Genomic DNA, 19,368 nt, shown 5'->3' on the forward strand with positions numbered 1-19,368 from the left:
GTTTATAGTCTAAGAGTACTTCCTGCATCCATCTTCTGGCTTCTCTCCATATAAATCATAATTTTCTTACCCCGGGCTCAGGTTATTTACTAAATTTGGGAAAATTAAAAAAATAATGAAGCAGAAATTTTCTTTTTTCATTTTTCTTTTAACCGTAGGATTAGCAAATGCACAGGTTGAAGAAAAAAAACTGGATGATCTGATCCAAAATACTCTGAAAACCTTTGATGTTCCGGGAATGTCAGTAGGTATCATAAAAGACGGAAAAGTTACCTATTCCAAAGGATTTGGTGTACGCTCCCTTACCTCAAAACAGCCAATGGATGATAATACCTTAGTAGGAATTGCTTCCAACTCCAAAGGTTTCACGTGTGTGGCACTGGCGATTCTTGCGGATGAAGGAAAACTGAACTGGGACGATAAAGTTTCAAAATATATTCCTGAATTTCAGATGTATGATCCATACGTTTCTCAAAATGTAACCATCAAAGATCTGATTACTCACAGAGCTGGATTAGGGTTAGGACAGGGAGACCTGATGTTTTTTCCGGAAGGAGGGAATTTAAGCGTTAATGACATCGTTCACAATGTAAGATATCTGAAGCCTGAAAACCCTTTCAGAACAACGTTAGATTACAATAACATTATGTTCATTGTTGCCGGTGAAGTTATCCACAGAATCTCAGGATTAAGCTGGGCTGAGTTTATCGAACAGAGAATTATGAAACCTGTAGGAATGACTTCCAGCTTTGGAAGCTACAACAGAGCGAAGGCTGTTGCCAATAAAATTGACGCTCACGCTCCGGTAGACGGAAAAGCGATTGCGGTTCCTCACGATTGGAATGAAACAGGAAATGCTGCCGGAGGAATCCTGAGTAATATAAAAGATATGACTACCTGGGCGGAATGCTTGCTGAATAATTTCACTACCAAAGACGGGAAGAAATTAGTGTCTGATAAAAATATTCAACAACTTTGGAGCTTACAGATTCCAGATAGAGTCGCTGCTAAAAATCCATACGACACAAGTTTCTACGGATATGGTTTAGGTTGGTTCCTAAGTGACGTAAAAGGTCACAAACAAGTACAGCATACAGGCGGACTGATTGGAACCGTAACACAGTTTACTTTAATTCCTGATCTTAAATTAGGAATAGTGGTATTGACGAATCAGCAGTCCGGAGCAGCATTCAATACCATTACCAATACGGTGAAAGATTCTTACCTTGGAGTGGCAGACAGAAACTGGCTGAAAACATATGGAGACAGAATATCAAAAATGGATGCAGAATTTAATAAACAAAAGAAAGAAGCGTTCGCAAAATCAGAAACTTTTAAGAAAGAGAAAGCACTTCAGCCAAAAGCAGAACAGTTTACTGGAACTTATAATGATGTTTGGTTCGGTGATGTAGATATTGCCCAGCAGGGAAGTGTTTACAGAATTTCATGTAAAAATTCACCAAGATTGAAAGGAGAACTGCTTCCTTATTCCAATAATTCATTCATCATTAAATGGGATGACAGAAGCTATGATGCTGATGCCTATATTATATTCGATTATGATGAAAGTGGAAAAGCGCAGACTGCAAAATTAAAAGCGATTTCTGATGTTACAGATTTCAGTTTTGACTTTGACGATCTGGATCTGAAGAGAAATAAATAGCTACAAGTAAAATAGAGTAGCAAAAGGTATTCAATAGGGACGGGCTTTGCCCGTCTTTTTTGTATACAAGGGTAAGGGCTTTGCCGAAATTTATCTATGCCGTTAAAAGTAAACCCTACAGAGGAAGGGAATAGAAGGTATATTAAAAAAAGATTATTGGAGAAGGTTTAAGTCCTGTTCAGTACGCGCAAGCTCCGAATTGAAATGTTGCTTTTCAAAAAAACTCTTTAATTCAAGTAATCGTTTTTTGTTATCATAAGCAATGCTGGAATTGAGTTTTCTCTGGCAGAGTGAGCAGGCTCTTGCATAATGAAAATCTGTTTCAGAAAGAGTATTGGTTCCGTTCATCACACAATTGGCATTCAGGCAATGGCTGATTCCAAACATATGCCCGATTTCGTGAGAACTGATCTTTAGTAATCTTGTAAGACTTTCGTTAAAATTAGAATCTGTAAGATGGCCGTTTGCAAATCGGTAGATGGAAGTGACGCCCACGCCGTTTTCATAAGATGCCATTCCAAAAACATAGTTCCATTCAGGTCTTGGGAAAAGATCTCTTTCGGTGATTCCCATCAATACTACAGCATCTTTTGGTTTTCTTTTGATTAAAAAACTATCTAATACATAACCCGCCAATATCTGTTCCTGCCCATCTTTGAAAATTCTTTTTACAGTTTTAGGAAAAATACTGTTGGGTAATGCTGGCAATATTTTCGTTTCCAGCTGAAAATATATTTTTAAATACTCTTTAGTAAGTTCAATCTCTTTTTTTTGTAGTTCATTAAAATCACCAATAGGTTGCAGGTAAATAGTGTTTTTCCCGGGTTCCGGCTTTATTTTCTTTGATTTTTGAAAATCTTCAAATTGCTGAAACTGTTCATCATGGTTATATCTCCAGCTTCCAGGTTTGGGAGTGGCAGAAAGTTTTACATCATTGAAAGCAATTGTTTCAAAATAGGATATTTTCTTTTTCTGACATGAAAAAAAGAAAATAAAAATTATTGCATAAAATACTTTAGAGATGAAGTTATATTTTCCCTGGCTCATAAAAGAACAAAAGTTTCTTTCTGGCACCATCAAATTCTGACCAGGATTCGCAATCTACTTCAAAACCGGCAACTCCACAGGTTGGAAAATGAAAAATATCTTCAGAAATGGAATTGGCAAAATTGGAAATTCCATTATTATGGGAGAAAAGGGCAACCGAACTCAGATTGTCATCCAGATCATAGATTACAGATTCAAAGTTTCTTTCCGAAGGATTGTATAATTTTTCATTCGTAGAACAGTTCAGCTGATATGCCTGATTAAAAATTTTACACGTATTCAGAGCACGGACTGCCGGACTGGATACAAAATAATCAATAGAAATATTATTGTTTTTAAGGAATCTGGACATGTTCATAGCATCTTCCAGCCCTTTGTCTGCCAAAGGTCTGTCAAAATCATCCGTTTCTTCCGGCCAGTCGCTTTTCGCATGTCTTACGAGGATGAGTCTCTTCATATATCTGTTTTTTGGAAGATTAAAATTATAAAAAAAAATATGGAATAAAACATGATTTATATAAAAAAACTGCGTGATGAATAAAATCAGTAAATTTTACTAAATTTGCAGACTTATGGGACAAATCCTTGCAATAGACTATGGAAAAGCTCGTTGTGGTATTGCTGCAACGGATGATATGCAGATTATAGCCAGTGGCTTGGAGACTGTAGAGAACCGTAATTTAATGGAATTTTTGAAAAAATATTTCAGTGAAAATAAGGTAGATGAAGTAGTGATTGGACTTCCCATAGATTTGAAAGGCAATCTTTCAGAGGTGGAAACCGATATTTTAAAATTCATTGAAGAGTTTAAAAAAGAATTTTCGGATATTGCAGTCCATCGTTTTGATGAAAGGTTTACTTCCAAAATGGCTTCATTCTTTATTTCCCAAAGCGGAAAAAGTAAGAAGAAAAGACAGGAAAAAGGATTAATAGATAAAGTAAGTGCAACTATTATATTGCAGAATTTTTTAGAACAAAGATTAAGATGATACTACCGATAAGAGCTTTTGGGGATCCTGTTTTGAGAAAAGTGGGAAAAGATATAGATAAAGATTACCCCGGATTACAGGAACTGATAGATAATATGTTCGAAACGATGTACAGTGCAAACGGAATTGGTCTTGCAGCGCCTCAGATCGGGCTGGATATCCGTATGTTTGTAATAGATGTTACTCCTCTTGCGGAAGATGATGATTATGAAGATATTAAGGATGAGTTGGCAGAATTTAGAAAAGTGTTCATCAATGCCAGAATTCTTGAAGAATCTGGTGAAGAATGGAAGTTCAATGAGGGTTGTCTGTCTATTCCGGATGTAAGAGAAGACGTGAAAAGAAAGGGCACAATCGTTATTGAATATTATGACGAAAATTTTGTGAAACATACAGAAACTTTTTCCGATATTAGAGCCCGCGTAATTCAACATGAATACGACCACATTGAAGGGATTCTGTTTACCGATCACTTAAGCTCACTTAAGAAAAAACTGGTAAAAGGAAAACTTTCAAAGATTTCTCAGGGAGATGTAAGTATTGGTTACAAAATGAGATTTCCAAAATAAATTAAACAAGGATTAAAAGAAATAATAAAAAGCAAAAAGCTTAGCGCTGATTGCAGAATTTACAAAAAATAAAATTATGCTGTTAGAAAAAATAATTTCAATTTCTGGAAAACCAGGACTTTACAAATTAGTTTCTCAATTAAGAAACGGATTCATCATTGAAGATGTTACCAACAAGAAAAAAGTAAGCATTGGAAACTCTAGCCAAGTAAGCTTACTAGATAATATTGCAATGTTTACATTTGATAAGGAAGTTCCTTTGTTTGAAGTTTTTGAAAATGTAGCTAAAAATAACGATTATAAAGAGACAATCTCTCATAAATCTTCAGATGCAGATCTGCAGGACTTTATGTTAGCTTCTCTTCCTAATTATGATACTGAAAGAGTGTATGCTTCTGATATCAAGAAATTAGCTCAGTGGTATAACATTCTTCACAAAGCAGGATATATCACTCCGGAAAGCTTCGTAAAGGCTGAGCCTGAAACTTTAGACGGTGAGCCTGCAGAAGAAGTAAGCTTAGATATTGACGCTAAAAAAGCAGCTCCAAAGGTAGAAAAGGCGGCAGCTCCAAAAGTAAAAGCTACTTCAGCAGCAAAATCAGCTCCTAAAAGTACGCACAGAAAACAAGGATAATTCAGTTCTGAATTAAAAATACAAAGCCTTGTCAGGAATTTTCCTGACAAGGCTTTTTTATTTTCCAAAACCTAACGGGTTTTTAAAACCTATAGTTGGTATCCCGTAATTTTCATTCTCAACGTTTGTAAAGGTGTCTGAATAACTCTTACATTTGTATAATATTGAATTTCCAATTACTTATGAATACAAAACAGGAAAAACTAGAAGCTTTCGGGAGATTACTGGATATTATGGATGATTTGCGTGAGAAATGCCCATGGGATCAGAAGCAGACGTTACAGTCTCTTCGCCATCTTACTCTTGAAGAAACATATGAGCTTTCTGACGCTATTTTGCAGGAAGATTTGCAGGAGGTAAAAAAAGAATTGGGAGATGTGCTGCTTCATTTGGTTTTTTATTCTAAAATCGGTTCAGAAAAAGAGAGTTTTGATATCGCTGATGTGATCAATTCCCTTAATGAAAAACTGATTTTCCGTCATCCTCATATTTACGGTGATACCGAAGTAAAGGACGAAGAAGAAGTAAAACAGAACTGGGAAAAATTAAAATTAAAAGAAGGTAACAAATCTATTCTGGGCGGAGTTCCAAAAAGTCTTCCAAGTTTAGTAAAAGCCTATAGAATTCAGGATAAGGTAAAAGGGATTGGTTTTGAATTTCATGATGCAGAAGATGCCTGGAAGAAAGTAGATGAGGAGATTCAGGAATTTCATGCAGAAACTGATCTTGATAAAAAGGAGCAGGAATTGGGAGATGTATTCTTCTCGCTCATCAACTATGCGAGAATTTCAGGAATCAACCCGGATTCTGCGTTAGAAAGAACCAATCTGAAGTTTATTTCAAGATTTCAGAAAATGGAAGGTCTTGCTGAAGAACAGGATGTAAATCTTGCGGATATGTCTTTGGAAGAAATGGATGTTCTTTGGGAAAAAGCAAAACAATTGTCTTAAAGGTAAGATTGGAACAATTCATGCTACTTATGTTCAGTAAAAAAATAAAAAATAAATATGTTACGCTTTCTTATATTACCCGCTATGTTTTTGTTGAGTTGTAATCCAAAAGCTCAGAATTCACCTGCTCAGGGAGATGATCTGAAGCCACAATTTTCGTTGCCTAAAAAGTTAAAAGAAGTTTCAGGGATCACGGTATCAAAAGATAAGAAAATAATCTGGGTAATAGAAGACAGAGGAAATAAAAATGCCGTTTACGGTCTTAATAATGATGGCCAGATGATGGCTAAAGTTCCGGTAGAAAATGCTGAAAATACAGACTGGGAAGATATAATATCAGATACTCAGGGAAATATTTATATCGGAGATTTTGGAAATAATGATAATAACCGTCAGGATCTGGCTATTCTAAAAACAGACCTGAAAGACATTACCCAAACCACTACAAAAGTAGTTCAGACTACTAAGTTTCATTATGAAGGGCAGACAGAATTTCCACCAAAAAAATCAAATCTGCTGTACGATTGTGAAGCATTTGTAGAGATGGATGGTAACTTTTATCTTTTCACCAAGAACAGAAGCAAAGGTTTTGACGGAACCTTTCTGGTATTTAAAGTTCCTAATAAAGAAGGAGACTTTGAAGCTAAACTGGTTGGGAAATTAAAGCTTCAGGGCGGATATAATGATGCTGCTATTACTTCAGCGACCATCAACAGTACAAAAGATAAGATTGTGCTGCTGACCCACAAAAATGTGCATGTTCTTACCGGATTTAATGCTGATGATTTTAGTGCGGCTAAGATTAATAAGATTCCTTTAAACCATAACTCACAGAAAGAAGCTATTGTTTTTACTGATGATCAAACATTAATGATTGCAGATGAAAAAGGGAAGGATGAAGGCGGAAATGTATATCAGTTTTCTCTTAAGCCATAACTATTATCAATAATAAATACTAAAAACCACAGAATCATCTGTGGTTTTTATATTTAGTAGTGAAGCTTCTATTCTTTTTTAGGCGGCTGTACTTTTTGATACAGTGCTTCCAGCTCCTTTGGAGGATTACCGGAATCAAAATCTGAAGAAGTATAGGTGGTGCCATTACTTGTGATCATCAGATTAGCGATCATAGCCTGATCAGAATGTCGACCTGTGGTAGGAGCCTGAAGAGTTGATATTTTAGATAAATCAATAGCGGCAGCCTGCTGTGAAATACTTTCCCATTCAGAAGAAGATAGAGAAGATTTATTTTCCTCACCATTAAAAGAAGTGGTTTTAGATTGGGGAGTGAGAGTAATTATTGTATGGAATCCTCTGGTTCGTTCTGTTAATTCTATTTTTTCAATTTTTGCCTGTTGTGTGTTTATGGTTAAATTTTTGTCGATGTTTCCATTTTTGTTTTGATGCTGGCAATGAATACTTGATAAAACTAAAATGATATTAATTGAAGTGATTAGTGTTTTCATTGTGTGTCTTTTTGTGATTGTTGATTAGCTAAAATATAAAAACGTATTGAATACAAAACTATTATATCAGGAAAATAAAAGACTCAAGGTTTCCTGAGTCTTTTATTAACGAGTATTTTTATTTAGAATTTCATTCCTATTCCTGCTGAGATACGTCCGCCATCTGCACCATAGAAATAATTCAGTCTGGCAGACATCATTTCCACAATGCTCAGCCAAACTCCGGCTCCTACAGACTGATGCCATTTTCTGGAGTATTCTCCATCGTTCCATACACGGCCGATATCATATCCAACGAGGATTCCCAGATTGGCAGGAACAATATTGTTTCTTATTCTTCCGAAATCCCAACGGATCTCAGAGTTGTTAGTAAAATAAGATCTTCCTGAGAACCTTTCATTCCTGAATGCTCTCATTCCATTGTTGCCCCCGATAGTTGCTGCCTGATAGAACTCAAAATTATCATTGTTGATCCACATCGCATTGCTCGCATTGGCAAATACAAAAACTCCTTTCTTATCGATCCTGTGGTCAATAGCGAACCTTCCCTTTACTGTCAGGAAATTTCTGTTGAAATTAGAAAAAGTAGCTTTCCAGTCGGCATTCAGCATCAATTCCATTCCCAAGGTTGGAAAAGCAGGGTTGTCTGCATTTTTATAGCTGAACGTATAATTAGCTCCTAAGAATTGCTGACTGTCAAATACTTCCGATCTTACATCCGGGGAAGTATTGATAAAACGCCCGTCTTTTCTCTGTACTTTATTATCTTCAAAAGTAAGCTGAATCTGATGATTAAAGTTCATCCAGCCTTTCTTTGAGATGGAAGGAGCAACATTAAATTTGGAAATTCTGGCTCTGTTATATTCTCTTTCCGTATTTTCTTTATCATAAGGACTGTCATTGGAAAGTCCAAAGAAATTCTGGGAAAATCTTGGAGTAGTATAAGCTGCATCAATATTAAAATCCCATCCGGAAATTGCTTTCTTGAAAATTCCTTTATAAATAAGGCTGAATCCGGCAGTAGCAGTATAAAAATTAGCCTTTAAACTATGCTTTTGGGTAAAAGGATCGCGAATGAAATTATTCACAGTATAATTAGCCAAAACGCCTATGATAACCCCGTCATCAGGGTTGTAATCAGCATTAGGATATCCCGCGAATGCATTGTACTTCGGATGCTTGTAATTGTAGGTGTTTAAATCATAATCATCTGCAATATTTTTAGTAGCATTCCCTGCGTTGTAGGTATTCTTTTGGGATTCGAAGTCGTAGATCTTTACTTTTCTTCCGTCTGCCACATTATATACATCATGGTTGTAACCGCCAATAAGTCTGATATTCATTTTAGGACGCCCGGTACCTACTACTTCATATATATCATCATCTTCTAGCCCGTAAATCCAAAGCTCTTTTGTTTTTGAATCATGATAAGTTTTTTCAAAAACCAGTTCGTTTTTATCCTTGTTTTTGCCTAATTTATATTGCTGCACAAGCACGGAATGTCCGTTTTTGGTAATCACAAATTTATCAGGTTCTACGGTTCCGGCCAAAGGAACTTTTTCCTGCAGTACATTGTAATAATCGGATGCGTATTGCTGTAATTTGTTTTTTCTTGCTTTCAGTTTTCTCTGGATATCAGCGATGGTCTCATCCTGAACTTCTTTGGGAAGATTATGGAATGCATCATCAATATCAGCGTCTGTTAAATGTTCCTGAATGTATTTAGCCTGAGCTTCCCATTCTTCCTGGGTAGAACCTTTTAAAAACACAAGATCCATTGGATAAGGCTCCATGGCCAGCCATTTCACACTGCTGATATCCTCTGTGAAGGTTTTCATATGACGGATGGCCGGAACATTCATAATAAGCTTAAAAGCAGCTCCATCATACTTACTGAAGGCCTGATCTCTATCCTTTGGAATCGGTTTATAAATAATTTTATTACCCACTTCATATTCTGCCCATTTCCATTGATCAGAATGCCTGTCCCAGTCTCCAATCAGCATATCAAATAACCTTGCCCGGATGTAAGATTCCTTGTCTACAGAGTACTTGTAGTTTTTGGTCAGGTTTTTCAGGACATCATCCGTAGAAACAATATCTTTAGCGTTATTAAGGTAAGCCAGCGTTTTTGGATCGGAAGAAAAACGCTCTTCGATCATATACATTTCATCCCCATAGTTTTGGTTATACTTTCCTAAAGCCTGTTGTTTGGGAATATAATATAATTTTGGATTGCTATGGAAAATATTCAGTTTTTCTGACATATTTCCTATAGTAAACGGTGTAAAAGGGTGGTTGGTAGTATAAAAATCCAAAAGGAATTTCTCTGGAAAGCTATTGGTAAGCTCTTCTCCAAACGTACTCCTTGTGAAAGCCATATTGTTGAGAAAACGGATCGCACTTTTTTTCACCCCACGCATCACGAATTCCTGTCCGTCATTTGTTTTTAATCTCAAACTGTTGGACTGATTTCCGCCTCCTTCTCTGAAAGGAGTATAACCGCCGTTCAGCTCTGAAAGATTAGCTGTAGGAGCTTCAATAGACATTCCATAGTATTTTCTGTAATGTTCTCCCCAAAGCCATCGGTAGACGCCTCCTTTCTGGGTAAGCTGTACCGGATAGATGGTAGATGGTATTGTAGCTGGGAATGTGTTTGGGAAGTTATTTACAAATACATCAGGTTTGGATATCACAGAAATCTGTGACAATTTCTGCAGTTTAGCCTCCTTTGTGGAAAAAAAATCTACATCGGTGCTCTGGTCTTTTCTGATATTAAGAACTGCAAAACCGCTTCCACCGTAGGAAAAATCTGTCTTTTCAATAATGGTAGCCGGATTTGTTTTAGAGCCTGCACCACTGATGATCTGTCTCATGTTTCCCTCTTCATGATATTGCAGGTTGTGATCGTGTCCAGAAACGAATATCACATTTTCTTTATCCTGAACAATACTTTTCAATCTGTTGGCAAGCTCTGCATAATGTTGATTATTAATATCTGCAGGGCTTATGCCCGAGGAACTTCTGAGAATGTTTATAGCACTTGCAACTCCAAGTACAGGAATTTTACTATTAAGCGGAAAAAGGTGTGATTTCGCAGAATGAAATCCTGCATGGGTTCCGCTGCTGATAACAGGATGGTGTAGGGCGATGATGATTCTTTTACCCTGATTTTTAATGATAAGATCTTTAAATTCTGTGTAAAAATCTTCACGGGTTTTGATGGTACAGCCTTTATTAATGCCAGGATAGTTGTCCCAGTTTGTAATGACCCATTCCGTATCAATGGCGATCAGTTTAATATCTTTGGTAATGTTGATGTCGTCAATAGGGCATCCGTTTTTAGGAAGGAATGCTTTTTTATCATCAAAATATTTTTTCACCAGTGATTCCTGAGCATTTAAACCACCTAAGCCTCTGTACCAGTCATGATTTCCGGGGATTACCAACGTTTTTCCTTTGAAATTTTTGGTAATGGAAAGCTGATCTTCCAGTTTTTGTTTTGCTAAAGCATACTCTTTATCTGATTCTTTAGGCATTCCGTTGGGATAGATGTTATCTCCAAGGAAGATCAGCATAGAGTTGCTGTCTGCGGAGTCCAGCTTACCTTTAAGTAAATCCAGTGTTTTCTGTGCCTGAGGCTCATCTGCGTTTCCGGCATCTCCGATCAGGAAGAGTTTAAAATCATTTTCAGATTTTATCTCAGAATCTTTAACTTCAAATAAGTTTTTGCCTTTTTGTACGTTATATGTTGCGCAGGAATACATGACTCCGGCGGACATTACTGTTCTCAGAACAATAGAAGTATTTTTTAGATGAGTTTTAAAGGATAAATTCATAAATTTACATTAACAAAAATTCAGGAATGAGCATTCTAGACAAAGCTAAAAATTATGTTGAAATCTTATTCAAAGATAAGTTATCTTCAGTATATTTTTATCATAATTTTATTCATACTGCCTATACGGTCAATAAGGCTGAGGAGATTATGAAGCATACCCCTGTTTCTGAAGAAGATCAGGAAAAAGTACTTGTGGCTCTATGGTTCCATGATACAGGATATATAGAATGTGCTATGAACCACGAAGAGAGAGGAGTAGAGATCATGAAGGGTTTTCTTCATCAGGAAAATTATCCGGAAAGCTATATCTCTGAGATAGAAAAGCTGATTCTGGCTACTAAAATTACTTATGTTCCTCAGAATATACTGGAGAAAATTGTAAAGGACGCTGATTTCAGTCATTTTGCAGGCCATGATTATAATGATATTTCTGATGCTTTAAGAAAGGAATGGGAACTTACCAATGTAAGATGTTTCTCTAACGAAGAATGGAATGCAGGGAATCTGGATATGCTTAAAAACAAGCATACTTTTTATACCGATTATGCAAAAGAAAACTGGGAACCTTTAAAAAAGAAAAATATCAAGAAGATTGAAAAGAAGCTGGAGAAAGAAGAGGAAAAAAAGGAGAGCTCTGAGGGTAAGCCGGACAACAAAAAAGATAAAGAAAAATCAGACAGAAGCGTAGATACTTTGTTCAGAGTAACACTTAATAACCATACAAGATTAAGTGATATTGCGGACAGTAAAGCCAATATTCTTCTATCGGTAAATGCGGTTATCATTTCAGTTTGTCTTTCTGTATTGGTTCCGAAGCTGGATGCTCCTAAAAATTCACACCTGATTATTCCGAGTTTTGTACTGCTGTTATCCAGTGTGCTGACTATTGTATTTGCTATTCTGTCTACAAAACCGAATGTGACGAAAACAACATTTACCTCTGAGGATATTGTAAACAGAAAGGTCAATCTCCTGTTTTTCGGAAACTTCCAGCAGATGATGTTTGATGATTATCATAATGCAATGAGAGATCTGATCAAAGACAGAGATTATATTTATGATTCTATGGTAAAAGATCTGTATTATCTGGGAAAAGTTCTTGACAGAAAGTATAAGCTTTTATCCATTACCTACAAGATCTTTATGGCCGGGATTATTATTTCCGTGCTTTCTTTTGGATTTGCTTTCTTTAGTCTTTAATTAAAAATAAATAATGATTTTCAGTCAATCTGTATATTGGCTGAAAATGTTTTTATTTCAAAAAATATTTTCGGGGACCTGAAAAACAGACCTTATTTTACAGAACGTTCTGGCTGATTGAAACTCTCAGTGCAAGCAATCCCGTAATTCCCTGAAGGTCTTCTACCTTTAAAAACTCTATATCATATTCCAGAATACCTTTTTTCTGAAGCTTGGTTACATATTCCAGATATTCTTTCTGATTTTCCATACCAAAGTACACGATGGTAATCTTTCCGGGAGCCGTAATCCGCTCTGAAGAATCTTTTACGTGGGCTTTATCCAGACGTTTTTTAATGATCTCGTAGTAGGAATTATAGGCCCCGTCTACATCAAAACGCTTTTCATCCATTCTGAAGCGGATGTCTATTTTTTCATTATATACAAAGATCAGGGAAGCTATATCCAATGGAATAGGGAGTTCCTTTTTAAAAGACTGGAATTCAAGTTCCATTTTGCAGACAGTCTTTAATTGCAGGTACCTTAATTTATGAACAACTTTTGAGGTGTAATGCAGATCCGGAGCAATGGTATGCCCAATATACAGATTATGTTCCACACCATCAGATTTAAATCTTTCATAATAATGCGGGAAGATCTGTTGAGCCTTGACCTGGCTTTCATCCAGCATATCTGCGAGTTTTCTGTTAACCAGAGTAATAGAGTCATCCAGATCCTTTCTGTGGTTATAAAAAAGATCTGTTTGTGCCAATACCAATGCAAAGTAGTTTTGGATCTTTGATTTTATTTCCTGTGGTGTTCTGATTTCCAGTTTTCCCTGTAAGAAAGGATGTATTTCTTCTCTCAGTAATCTTTGAAGGCGCTGTTCCGTATCTGCTTTGATCTCATGGTTCAGTTCGTTTTCAAAAATATCAAGAGCCAGCAAAAACTTCTCTGAATTAGAATTGGTTAAAGTCAGAATATCCTTAAGCCACTCAATTTGTTGGTTGAGGTCATTAAGCATCAGGTTAAAGCGTTTTTCAGAAGAGGAACGTATGTCTGAAACACCAAATAACGGGGTAAGGTTTTTAAATGAAATCTGCTTTAAGGTATATATTTTCTTACCAAGAGATGCCGTAAAATATTTTTCCGCTTCATTTCGGAATTTCCATACCACACTGTCATGAATGGTAGTATATTCCCGCTGTATTATGGCTTCTATCTGATAATTTTTCTCAAAATAAAATCTGCTGAGAGAGAATAGGACCATGTCGGTAAAAAACTCAAGTTTTTTGAGTTTTAAACCATTGAAACTGCCTGCGATGGGGGAAGTAAACTCCATAATAGCAAGAAGCTCATTATCTTTCATGATAGGAATTACCATGAAGCTGTTGATATTATTATCCTTTAAAATATTGAAGGACGGAAGCTGTCTAATATTCTCATCAAGATTATCCACATTGGACACTACAATTGATTTCGAATTATGGTTTAAATTATTAAAAGTCGTTTTACGGGTTTCTTCGTCAAATGTATTGATCCAGAAATCCAGAATATGATTGGTAAGCAAGCTTTCATAAATCGGGAGTTTATCAAGCTTTTGCTCTTTTTTATTAAAGGTCATCAGTCCGAAACTGAGCTCCGGAACGTCAAAATATGATTTGAAAATCTCTGTCAGGTTCTCATTCGGATTTAAATTTTCAGGATCAATTTCGATCATGCTTGATTTAAGATCGGAAAGGGCTACCTCAGAGGTACAGTCTACCAGCGAGATAATGGTAAAGCCTTTTAATATCCAGGATTGTGACGGAAAATATTTTTGCCACAATTTAAAATCATCCAGATTTTCCAACAGCATATCCATGATCTCATCAGATGGAATTTTTGCCTCTTCAGTAGGATAAATCTCTGTAAAATCTGAATTTACCGTTATCTTATAGTGTTTCATGATTCCCAGTTTATTCGGGATATCATAATAAAACGGAATAGTGCTTTTGATATCTTTTTTAAAATAGCTCTGAAGAATCAGGCAACAGCAAAATACATAAAATTCGTTGTCACTAATATTTCTCAGCTCAATTTCAAAATCTTTTCCTGCATCTTTAAGAATATCTTTAAACCTCTCTGTATAGTTGAACGTGATATTAGATAGAGGAATACTTGCTGCTTTTATTTCATTTCGGGTAAGTCCGGTAGGAAAAAGATCGGCGAGCAGTGATCTGATGAGGTCTTCATTCTTTTCCAGAATGCTTATATCCTGAAAGCCTTCTTTCAGTTCTTTAAAATTCCGTGTTCTCTCAATCAGGGATTCAGCATAGTTGACCCTGTATTCCAAACGGTCATTATACCGGATATGTTCCAGTACATCCAAATATTTTTTGAATGAGATATAAACCTGGAAGGGAGAGTCTTTTTTGTAAAGATTAGCCAACTACTGAAATTTAAAGTAAAGTTATGAAAAAAAGACTATTTCCAACTCTGTTTAGGATTGGTAAAAATGATCTTTTGCTGTTGTTTTATTTTGTTTTTCTGAAAGAAGTGTTGAAAAGGATATTACATTAAATGATTCTTCTTTTTCTTTTTGAAGATTTTCTATACGCTTTTCTTTTGGTGATATTTTGAACAAAAAATTGCCTCCGAAGAACTGAGGCAATTTTCGTATCATAAAAATCTATGAAGACTAAAATTTGATATTATATCCCAATATAAACTGTGTTCCGAAAATACTGAAATGCTGGGCATCATAACTGGATTGCTGATACCGTCCATTGAAAGTAACAGTATTGTAAACTTCGTCATATGTCTTATCTGCAGGCAGATTTCGTAATTCCCATTTTGGTAAAATATTAAAGATGTTCAACGCCCCGATATTAATCGTGTTTTTACTGTTGATGTTGTAATTGATGGTAAGATCTGTTGTAATTCTGGGCTTAAATCTTAAATAGGATTGTGAATCAGCAGCAGGATCATTCCAGGCAAGGTTAGCGCCCGGCATACCGCTGTTGGCATAAGTTGCCTTGCCAAATAGTGTATTATTAAGCGATATATTCCATTTTTTAATGGCGTAATCTATTCCGAGCACAGCTTTTAATGAAGGCCTTGAAGTAGTGGCTAGAGCTTCTTCAGTTCTGTTAAATGGAGCCACAAGATTAAGACCATTCAGTTTATCCGAGTTTTTCGTTATTTTAGACTGATTCATATTCATGGCAAGATTTAATGCAAGCTTTCCCGTAGCCAGATCAATATTTCTGTAGTTAGCCACAAGATCAAGACCTATAGTTCTGGTGTCTACGCCATTGGTAAAGAAGCTGGCTGCATTAACTGTTGTTACTCCTATACTGCTTAAAGGATCCAAAATAGTAGCTTTATCGCTCATTCTGGAACTTAACAAAATCCTGTCATATACCTTGATCAGATATCCATCGAGTGTTATTGAGAAGTTTTTATTAGGTTGGATACCTAGTCCCAAAGTGAAATTAAGTGATTTTTCTGCATCTAACTTTGGGATACCAATAGCCTTAGCTTCTTTGCCTACATTGTTGAATAGTCCTTCTGATACGATCTTTCCATTATTAAAAACATTCTGAATCGTCGAAAGATAAACCTGCTGAAGACTTGGAGCACGGAAACCTGTAGATACAGATCCTCGCGCTACCAGCTTTTTTCCTATGATATTTTGTCTGGCACTCACTTTCCAAACTAACGCATTCCCAAAATCGCTGAAATTCTCAAAACGTGCTGTGGCATTGAATGTGGTTGCTTCAGAAATGTCAAAAGCTGCATCGGCATATACTCCGATGTTATATCTGGAGAAAACACCTGAATTTTCCTGTGATAGCCCCGGAAACGAAATGGAACCCGTCTGATTATACGAAGCCGGATCACCTGCATAGATTTCATATTCGTCTCTTCTCGCTTCAGAACCAAATGCAAGGGCAACATGGTCTGATAATCTTTTGGAAACATCAATATTTCCAATAATATTATTGAATCTGAAACCTCCGGGTTTAAAGTTAATAGGACTCGATGCTCCCAATGCGGCATTGAAAGTATTTCCGACAGTATATAGAATTTTATTTCCTCCAAAAGTGGTACTCAGATCAATATTCCAGTCGCTTTCTGTTTTTGTTTTATATCCCAAGGTTGCTCCATAATCTGTGAGGTCTCCAATAAAGGTTGGTGTAAAGCCGTCTGGAGAGTTAAGTGCATTTTTAGGACTCACCCAATAAGGTGTTCTGTGATTGGCAAAACTGCTTACTTTTTTAACAGCAAGCGAGGCATTGGCATAAAGACTTGACCGCTCAGAAACCGGTATTGAGGTATTCACCAAAAAACTTATGCTGTTCTTTTTAGGATAAGCATTTTTATTTTGGGCATCCGGATATTGAGCTAAATAAGCTTCCACTTCATTTTGATTGGCTCCAAAGGTTTGAGCTTCCCAATATGGATTTACCTTTCCATTTCTATAAGCATAATCATTGTTTTGAAAGTTGGTAGAGAAAGTAAGAAAGCCTCCGTTTTTAAACGTAGATCCTGTAATCAGGTTAAAATTTTGTGAAAAGCCATCTCCTTTGGAATATAATCCCAGATTGGCATTAGCTTCTGTAAAGTTGATTTTATCTTTCAATAGAATGTTGATAACCCCGGCAATAGCATCCGAACCATATTGTGCAGAAGCACCATCTCTCAGAATTTCTATTTTTTTGATTGCAATAGAAGGAATAGATGAAAGGTCTGCTCCTGTTTCTCCTTTACCAATGGTGTTCTGTGTAAATATAAGGGATGATTGATTTTTTCTTTTCCCATTGATTAAAACCAAGGTTCTTGATGATCCCATATTTCTGATTTCAAAAGGATCCAGTAAAGAGGTAGCATCCTGCACGGCGGCACTGGTAGAGTTGAAAGACGGGATTCTGTACTGTAAGGCTTGTCCTACGGAACTATGCCCGGATGACTGGATAATAGCGGCGTCTATATTATCTATGGGTAGGGGAGTAGAAACACTTGATCTTGGAGCGGCTCTGGTTCCTACCATCACGACCTCGTCAAGTTTCTTTGAGGTTGCTGAGTCTTTTTCCTGCGCCTGTACTAAGCCTATGGTGCATAATAAAAATGCCGCAGCGGCATTGCTGTTTGTCTTCATCATTGTGTTGTTTTTTATTGTGTGTTTTTCGAAATAGAAGACAAATATATTGAATGTTATTTTGTTTATGTATTTATTTTTAACTTTTTTTAAGATATTATTTTTATTAAAATTGATATTTGTTTATTTTATTTTAAATTTTAATCAATTAAGATTGCGTAGTTTATAATTTTTAATTTTTGATTTTGTGGGTTGATATTTTTTCCATGCATAGGATAATGATTTTTTACTAATTCCTATGCTTGTGATTTGTTTAAATTGAAGTTTCATTACGCATTAACCTCATTGGTTAATAAATCTTTAATGTAATAAATAAAACATTATTGGATAGGGGAATGTACAAAATGCCCCATTCCTGAAGAATGGGGCATGACAATAGACTAAAATTGTGAGAGATTCACAAAAAAACCTTTCAGATTATCTGAAAGGTTTTTGATATTGTGTGGATAACTTTTTATAATCCGAACATTTTTGCAAACAGATCCGGGAAGATACCCAGAACGATAATCGTTACGATTACAAATACTGCAACAACATTGTAAGTAAGTGTTACTTTCTCTGATGACTTGAATGTAGATTCTTTAAAGAAGAACATCGCGATGATTAATCTTAAATAGTAAGCGATAGATAGGGCAGACCCTAAAACTGCTACCAATACTAAGAATGCTGCACCATTCATTGCCTGAGAGAATAAAGCAAATTTCCCCATGAAACCAGCTGTTAATGGAACTCCTGCCATTGAAAGCATAGAGATCGCTGCTGCTGTTGCCAATAAAGGTTCTGTTTTTGCCAATCCTTTGAAAGCTCCGAAAGAAGTTTCCCTTTTTAATTTCTCTACCCAGATCAGACACATGAAAACTCCTACTGTAGATAAAGCATAAGCGAATAAATAGAACGCTAAGTTATAAGTAGAAAGGCTTGTCATTCCGAAGAATACCAATCCGATGTATCCTGCGTGAGATACTGAAGAGTAAGCCAACATTCTTTTTGCATTCGTCTGGGCAAGACCCATAACGTTTGCCAGTAATAAAGTGATGATTAAGAATACTCCCAAAACATTGATCCATTCGTGAGTCACTCCGGCAAATCCGATTGTCATTAATCTGAACAATGCGAAGAAACCTGAAATCTTTACCACACTTGCCATGAATGCTGTAATTAATGAAGGTGATCCTGCATATACATCAGGGCTCCACATATGGAAAGGAGCTAAAGCTACTTTAAATGCCAATGCACAAAGAATAAGCAATACTCCTAAAATGAACATTACGTTTGAAGCATTAGCTACTCCAAAGTCGTGGATCTTATATAAATCAAAACTTCCTGCACTTCCGTAGATGAACGCGATTCCGAAAAGTAAGAAACCTGTCGCGAATGCACCCATTAAGAAATATTTGATTGAAGCTTCATTTGATCTTAAATCAGTTTTGTTGGCACCAGCCATTACATATAATGGGATAGAAAGGATCTCAACACCTAAGAACATGGTTACCAGGTTCTGGTATCCGAAAAGAACAATTCCTCCCACCAAGGCAAATAGCATCAATGCATATAATTCTGATTGGTGGCTTCTGTGATTGCTGAATGCAAAACCTCCCAAGAAGAATAACAATAAGGTTGTTACAATGGATAATTTAGTGAATAATGCTGTATTGGCACTGTATTCATACATATGCTTATAGTGATCGAAGAACGAACATTCAGGCATAAAGCTTACATACAATGCGATGATTAAACCTAAAATCCCAATGTATCTTGCGAATTTTCCTTGTTCGAAAACTCCTGAAAATAACGCAATAACTGCCGTTAGGAAAACAATAATTAAAACACTCATAATATAGATTTGAGATTTGAGATTTAAAGTTTAAAGTTCAAGGTTTAGAGTAA

At 36.1% G+C, this 19,368-nt stretch carries 14 protein-coding genes; 7 read left to right on the forward strand and 7 right to left on the reverse strand.

The window, feature by feature from the left end; all coding sequences use genetic code 11:
- Positions 1 to 115 precede the first annotated feature (115 nt).
- The gene (locus DRF65_RS15855) at positions 116 to 1,663 is read left to right on the forward strand and encodes a serine hydrolase (protein ID WP_115971742.1); all 1,548 of its coding nucleotides are present in this window, start codon (positions 116 to 118) and stop codon (positions 1,661 to 1,663) included.
- 153 nt (positions 1,664 to 1,816) lie between these two features.
- On the opposite strand, the gene DRF65_RS15860 is transcribed toward DRF65_RS15855, so the two are convergent.
- Positions 1,817 to 2,710 carry an archaemetzincin gene (locus DRF65_RS15860; protein ID WP_115971743.1) on the reverse strand — a complete coding sequence of 298 codons (894 nt, stop codon included), beginning with the start codon at positions 2,708 to 2,710 and terminating at the stop codon, positions 1,817 to 1,819.
- Complete coding sequence (locus DRF65_RS15865) at positions 2,691 to 3,167, reverse strand: SixA phosphatase family protein (protein WP_115971744.1); 477 nt, start codon at positions 3,165 to 3,167, stop codon at positions 2,691 to 2,693. Before DRF65_RS15865 ends, DRF65_RS15860 begins: the two co-directional genes overlap by 20 nt.
- Positions 3,168 to 3,282: 115 nt before the next feature.
- Here DRF65_RS15865 and ruvX point away from each other — a divergent pair, with 115 nt between their 5' ends.
- The 5 genes from ruvX to DRF65_RS15890 all read left to right on the forward strand — a co-directional run bounded on the left by ruvX (position 3,283) and on the right by DRF65_RS15890 (position 6,788).
- A complete protein-coding gene (gene ruvX, locus DRF65_RS15870) occupies positions 3,283 to 3,699 on the forward strand; it encodes a Holliday junction resolvase RuvX (protein ID WP_115971745.1) in 417 nt (138 codons plus the stop codon).
- The gene (def, locus tag DRF65_RS15875; protein ID WP_115971746.1) at positions 3,696 to 4,268 is read left to right on the forward strand and encodes a peptide deformylase; all 573 of its coding nucleotides are present in this window, start codon (positions 3,696 to 3,698) and stop codon (positions 4,266 to 4,268) included. The genes ruvX and def overlap by 4 nt, the downstream gene beginning before the upstream one ends.
- Before the next feature lie 76 nt (positions 4,269 to 4,344).
- Positions 4,345 to 4,902, forward strand: coding sequence for a DUF5606 family protein (locus tag DRF65_RS15880; protein ID WP_115971747.1), 558 nt, complete (start codon positions 4,345 to 4,347; stop codon positions 4,900 to 4,902).
- A 182-nt stretch (positions 4,903 to 5,084) separates the two neighbouring features.
- Complete coding sequence (gene mazG / locus DRF65_RS15885; protein WP_115971748.1) at positions 5,085 to 5,852, forward strand: nucleoside triphosphate pyrophosphohydrolase; 768 nt, start codon at positions 5,085 to 5,087, stop codon at positions 5,850 to 5,852.
- 57 nt (positions 5,853 to 5,909) lie between these two features.
- Complete coding sequence (locus DRF65_RS15890) at positions 5,910 to 6,788, forward strand: hypothetical protein (protein ID WP_115971749.1); 879 nt, start codon at positions 5,910 to 5,912, stop codon at positions 6,786 to 6,788.
- Positions 6,789 to 6,856: 68 nt separating this feature from the next.
- Here DRF65_RS15890 and DRF65_RS15895 read toward each other — a convergent pair whose 3' ends face one another.
- Both DRF65_RS15895 and DRF65_RS15900 read right to left on the reverse strand, forming a co-directional pair.
- A complete protein-coding gene (locus DRF65_RS15895; protein ID WP_115971750.1) occupies positions 6,857 to 7,318 on the reverse strand; it encodes a hypothetical protein in 462 nt (153 codons plus the stop codon).
- 122 nt (positions 7,319 to 7,440) lie between these two features.
- Complete coding sequence (locus DRF65_RS15900; RefSeq protein ID WP_115971751.1) at positions 7,441 to 11,157, reverse strand: metallophosphoesterase; 3,717 nt, start codon at positions 11,155 to 11,157, stop codon at positions 7,441 to 7,443.
- Positions 11,158 to 11,183: 26 nt separating this feature from the next.
- On the opposite strand from DRF65_RS15900, the gene DRF65_RS15905 reads away from it, so the two are divergent.
- The gene (locus DRF65_RS15905; protein ID WP_115971752.1) at positions 11,184 to 12,359 is read left to right on the forward strand and encodes a Pycsar system effector family protein; all 1,176 of its coding nucleotides are present in this window, start codon (positions 11,184 to 11,186) and stop codon (positions 12,357 to 12,359) included.
- A 97-nt stretch (positions 12,360 to 12,456) separates the two neighbouring features.
- Here the strand turns inward: DRF65_RS15905 and DRF65_RS15910 are convergent, their stop codons facing one another.
- The 3 genes from DRF65_RS15910 to DRF65_RS15925 all read right to left on the reverse strand — a co-directional run bounded on the left by DRF65_RS15910 (position 12,457) and on the right by DRF65_RS15925 (position 19,315).
- Entirely contained in the window at positions 12,457 to 14,769 is a 2,313-nt protein-coding gene (locus tag DRF65_RS15910) for a GAF domain-containing protein (RefSeq protein WP_115971753.1), read from the reverse strand.
- 249 nt (positions 14,770 to 15,018) lie between these two features.
- Positions 15,019 to 17,484 (reverse strand): TonB-dependent receptor plug domain-containing protein, encoded by a 2,466-nt coding sequence (locus DRF65_RS15920; RefSeq protein ID WP_115971755.1) that lies wholly within the window; start codon positions 17,482 to 17,484, stop codon positions 15,019 to 15,021.
- Between the two features lie 451 nt (positions 17,485 to 17,935).
- Positions 17,936 to 19,315 carry an NADH-quinone oxidoreductase subunit N gene (locus DRF65_RS15925; RefSeq protein ID WP_115971756.1) on the reverse strand — a complete coding sequence of 460 codons (1,380 nt, stop codon included), beginning with the start codon at positions 19,313 to 19,315 and terminating at the stop codon, positions 17,936 to 17,938.
- Positions 19,316 to 19,368: the final 53 nt, after the last annotated feature.

The sequence above is a fragment of the Chryseobacterium pennae genome (genome assembly GCF_003385515.1).
In the GTDB taxonomy this organism is placed as follows: Bacteria; Bacteroidota; Bacteroidia; order Flavobacteriales; family Weeksellaceae; genus Chryseobacterium; species Chryseobacterium pennae.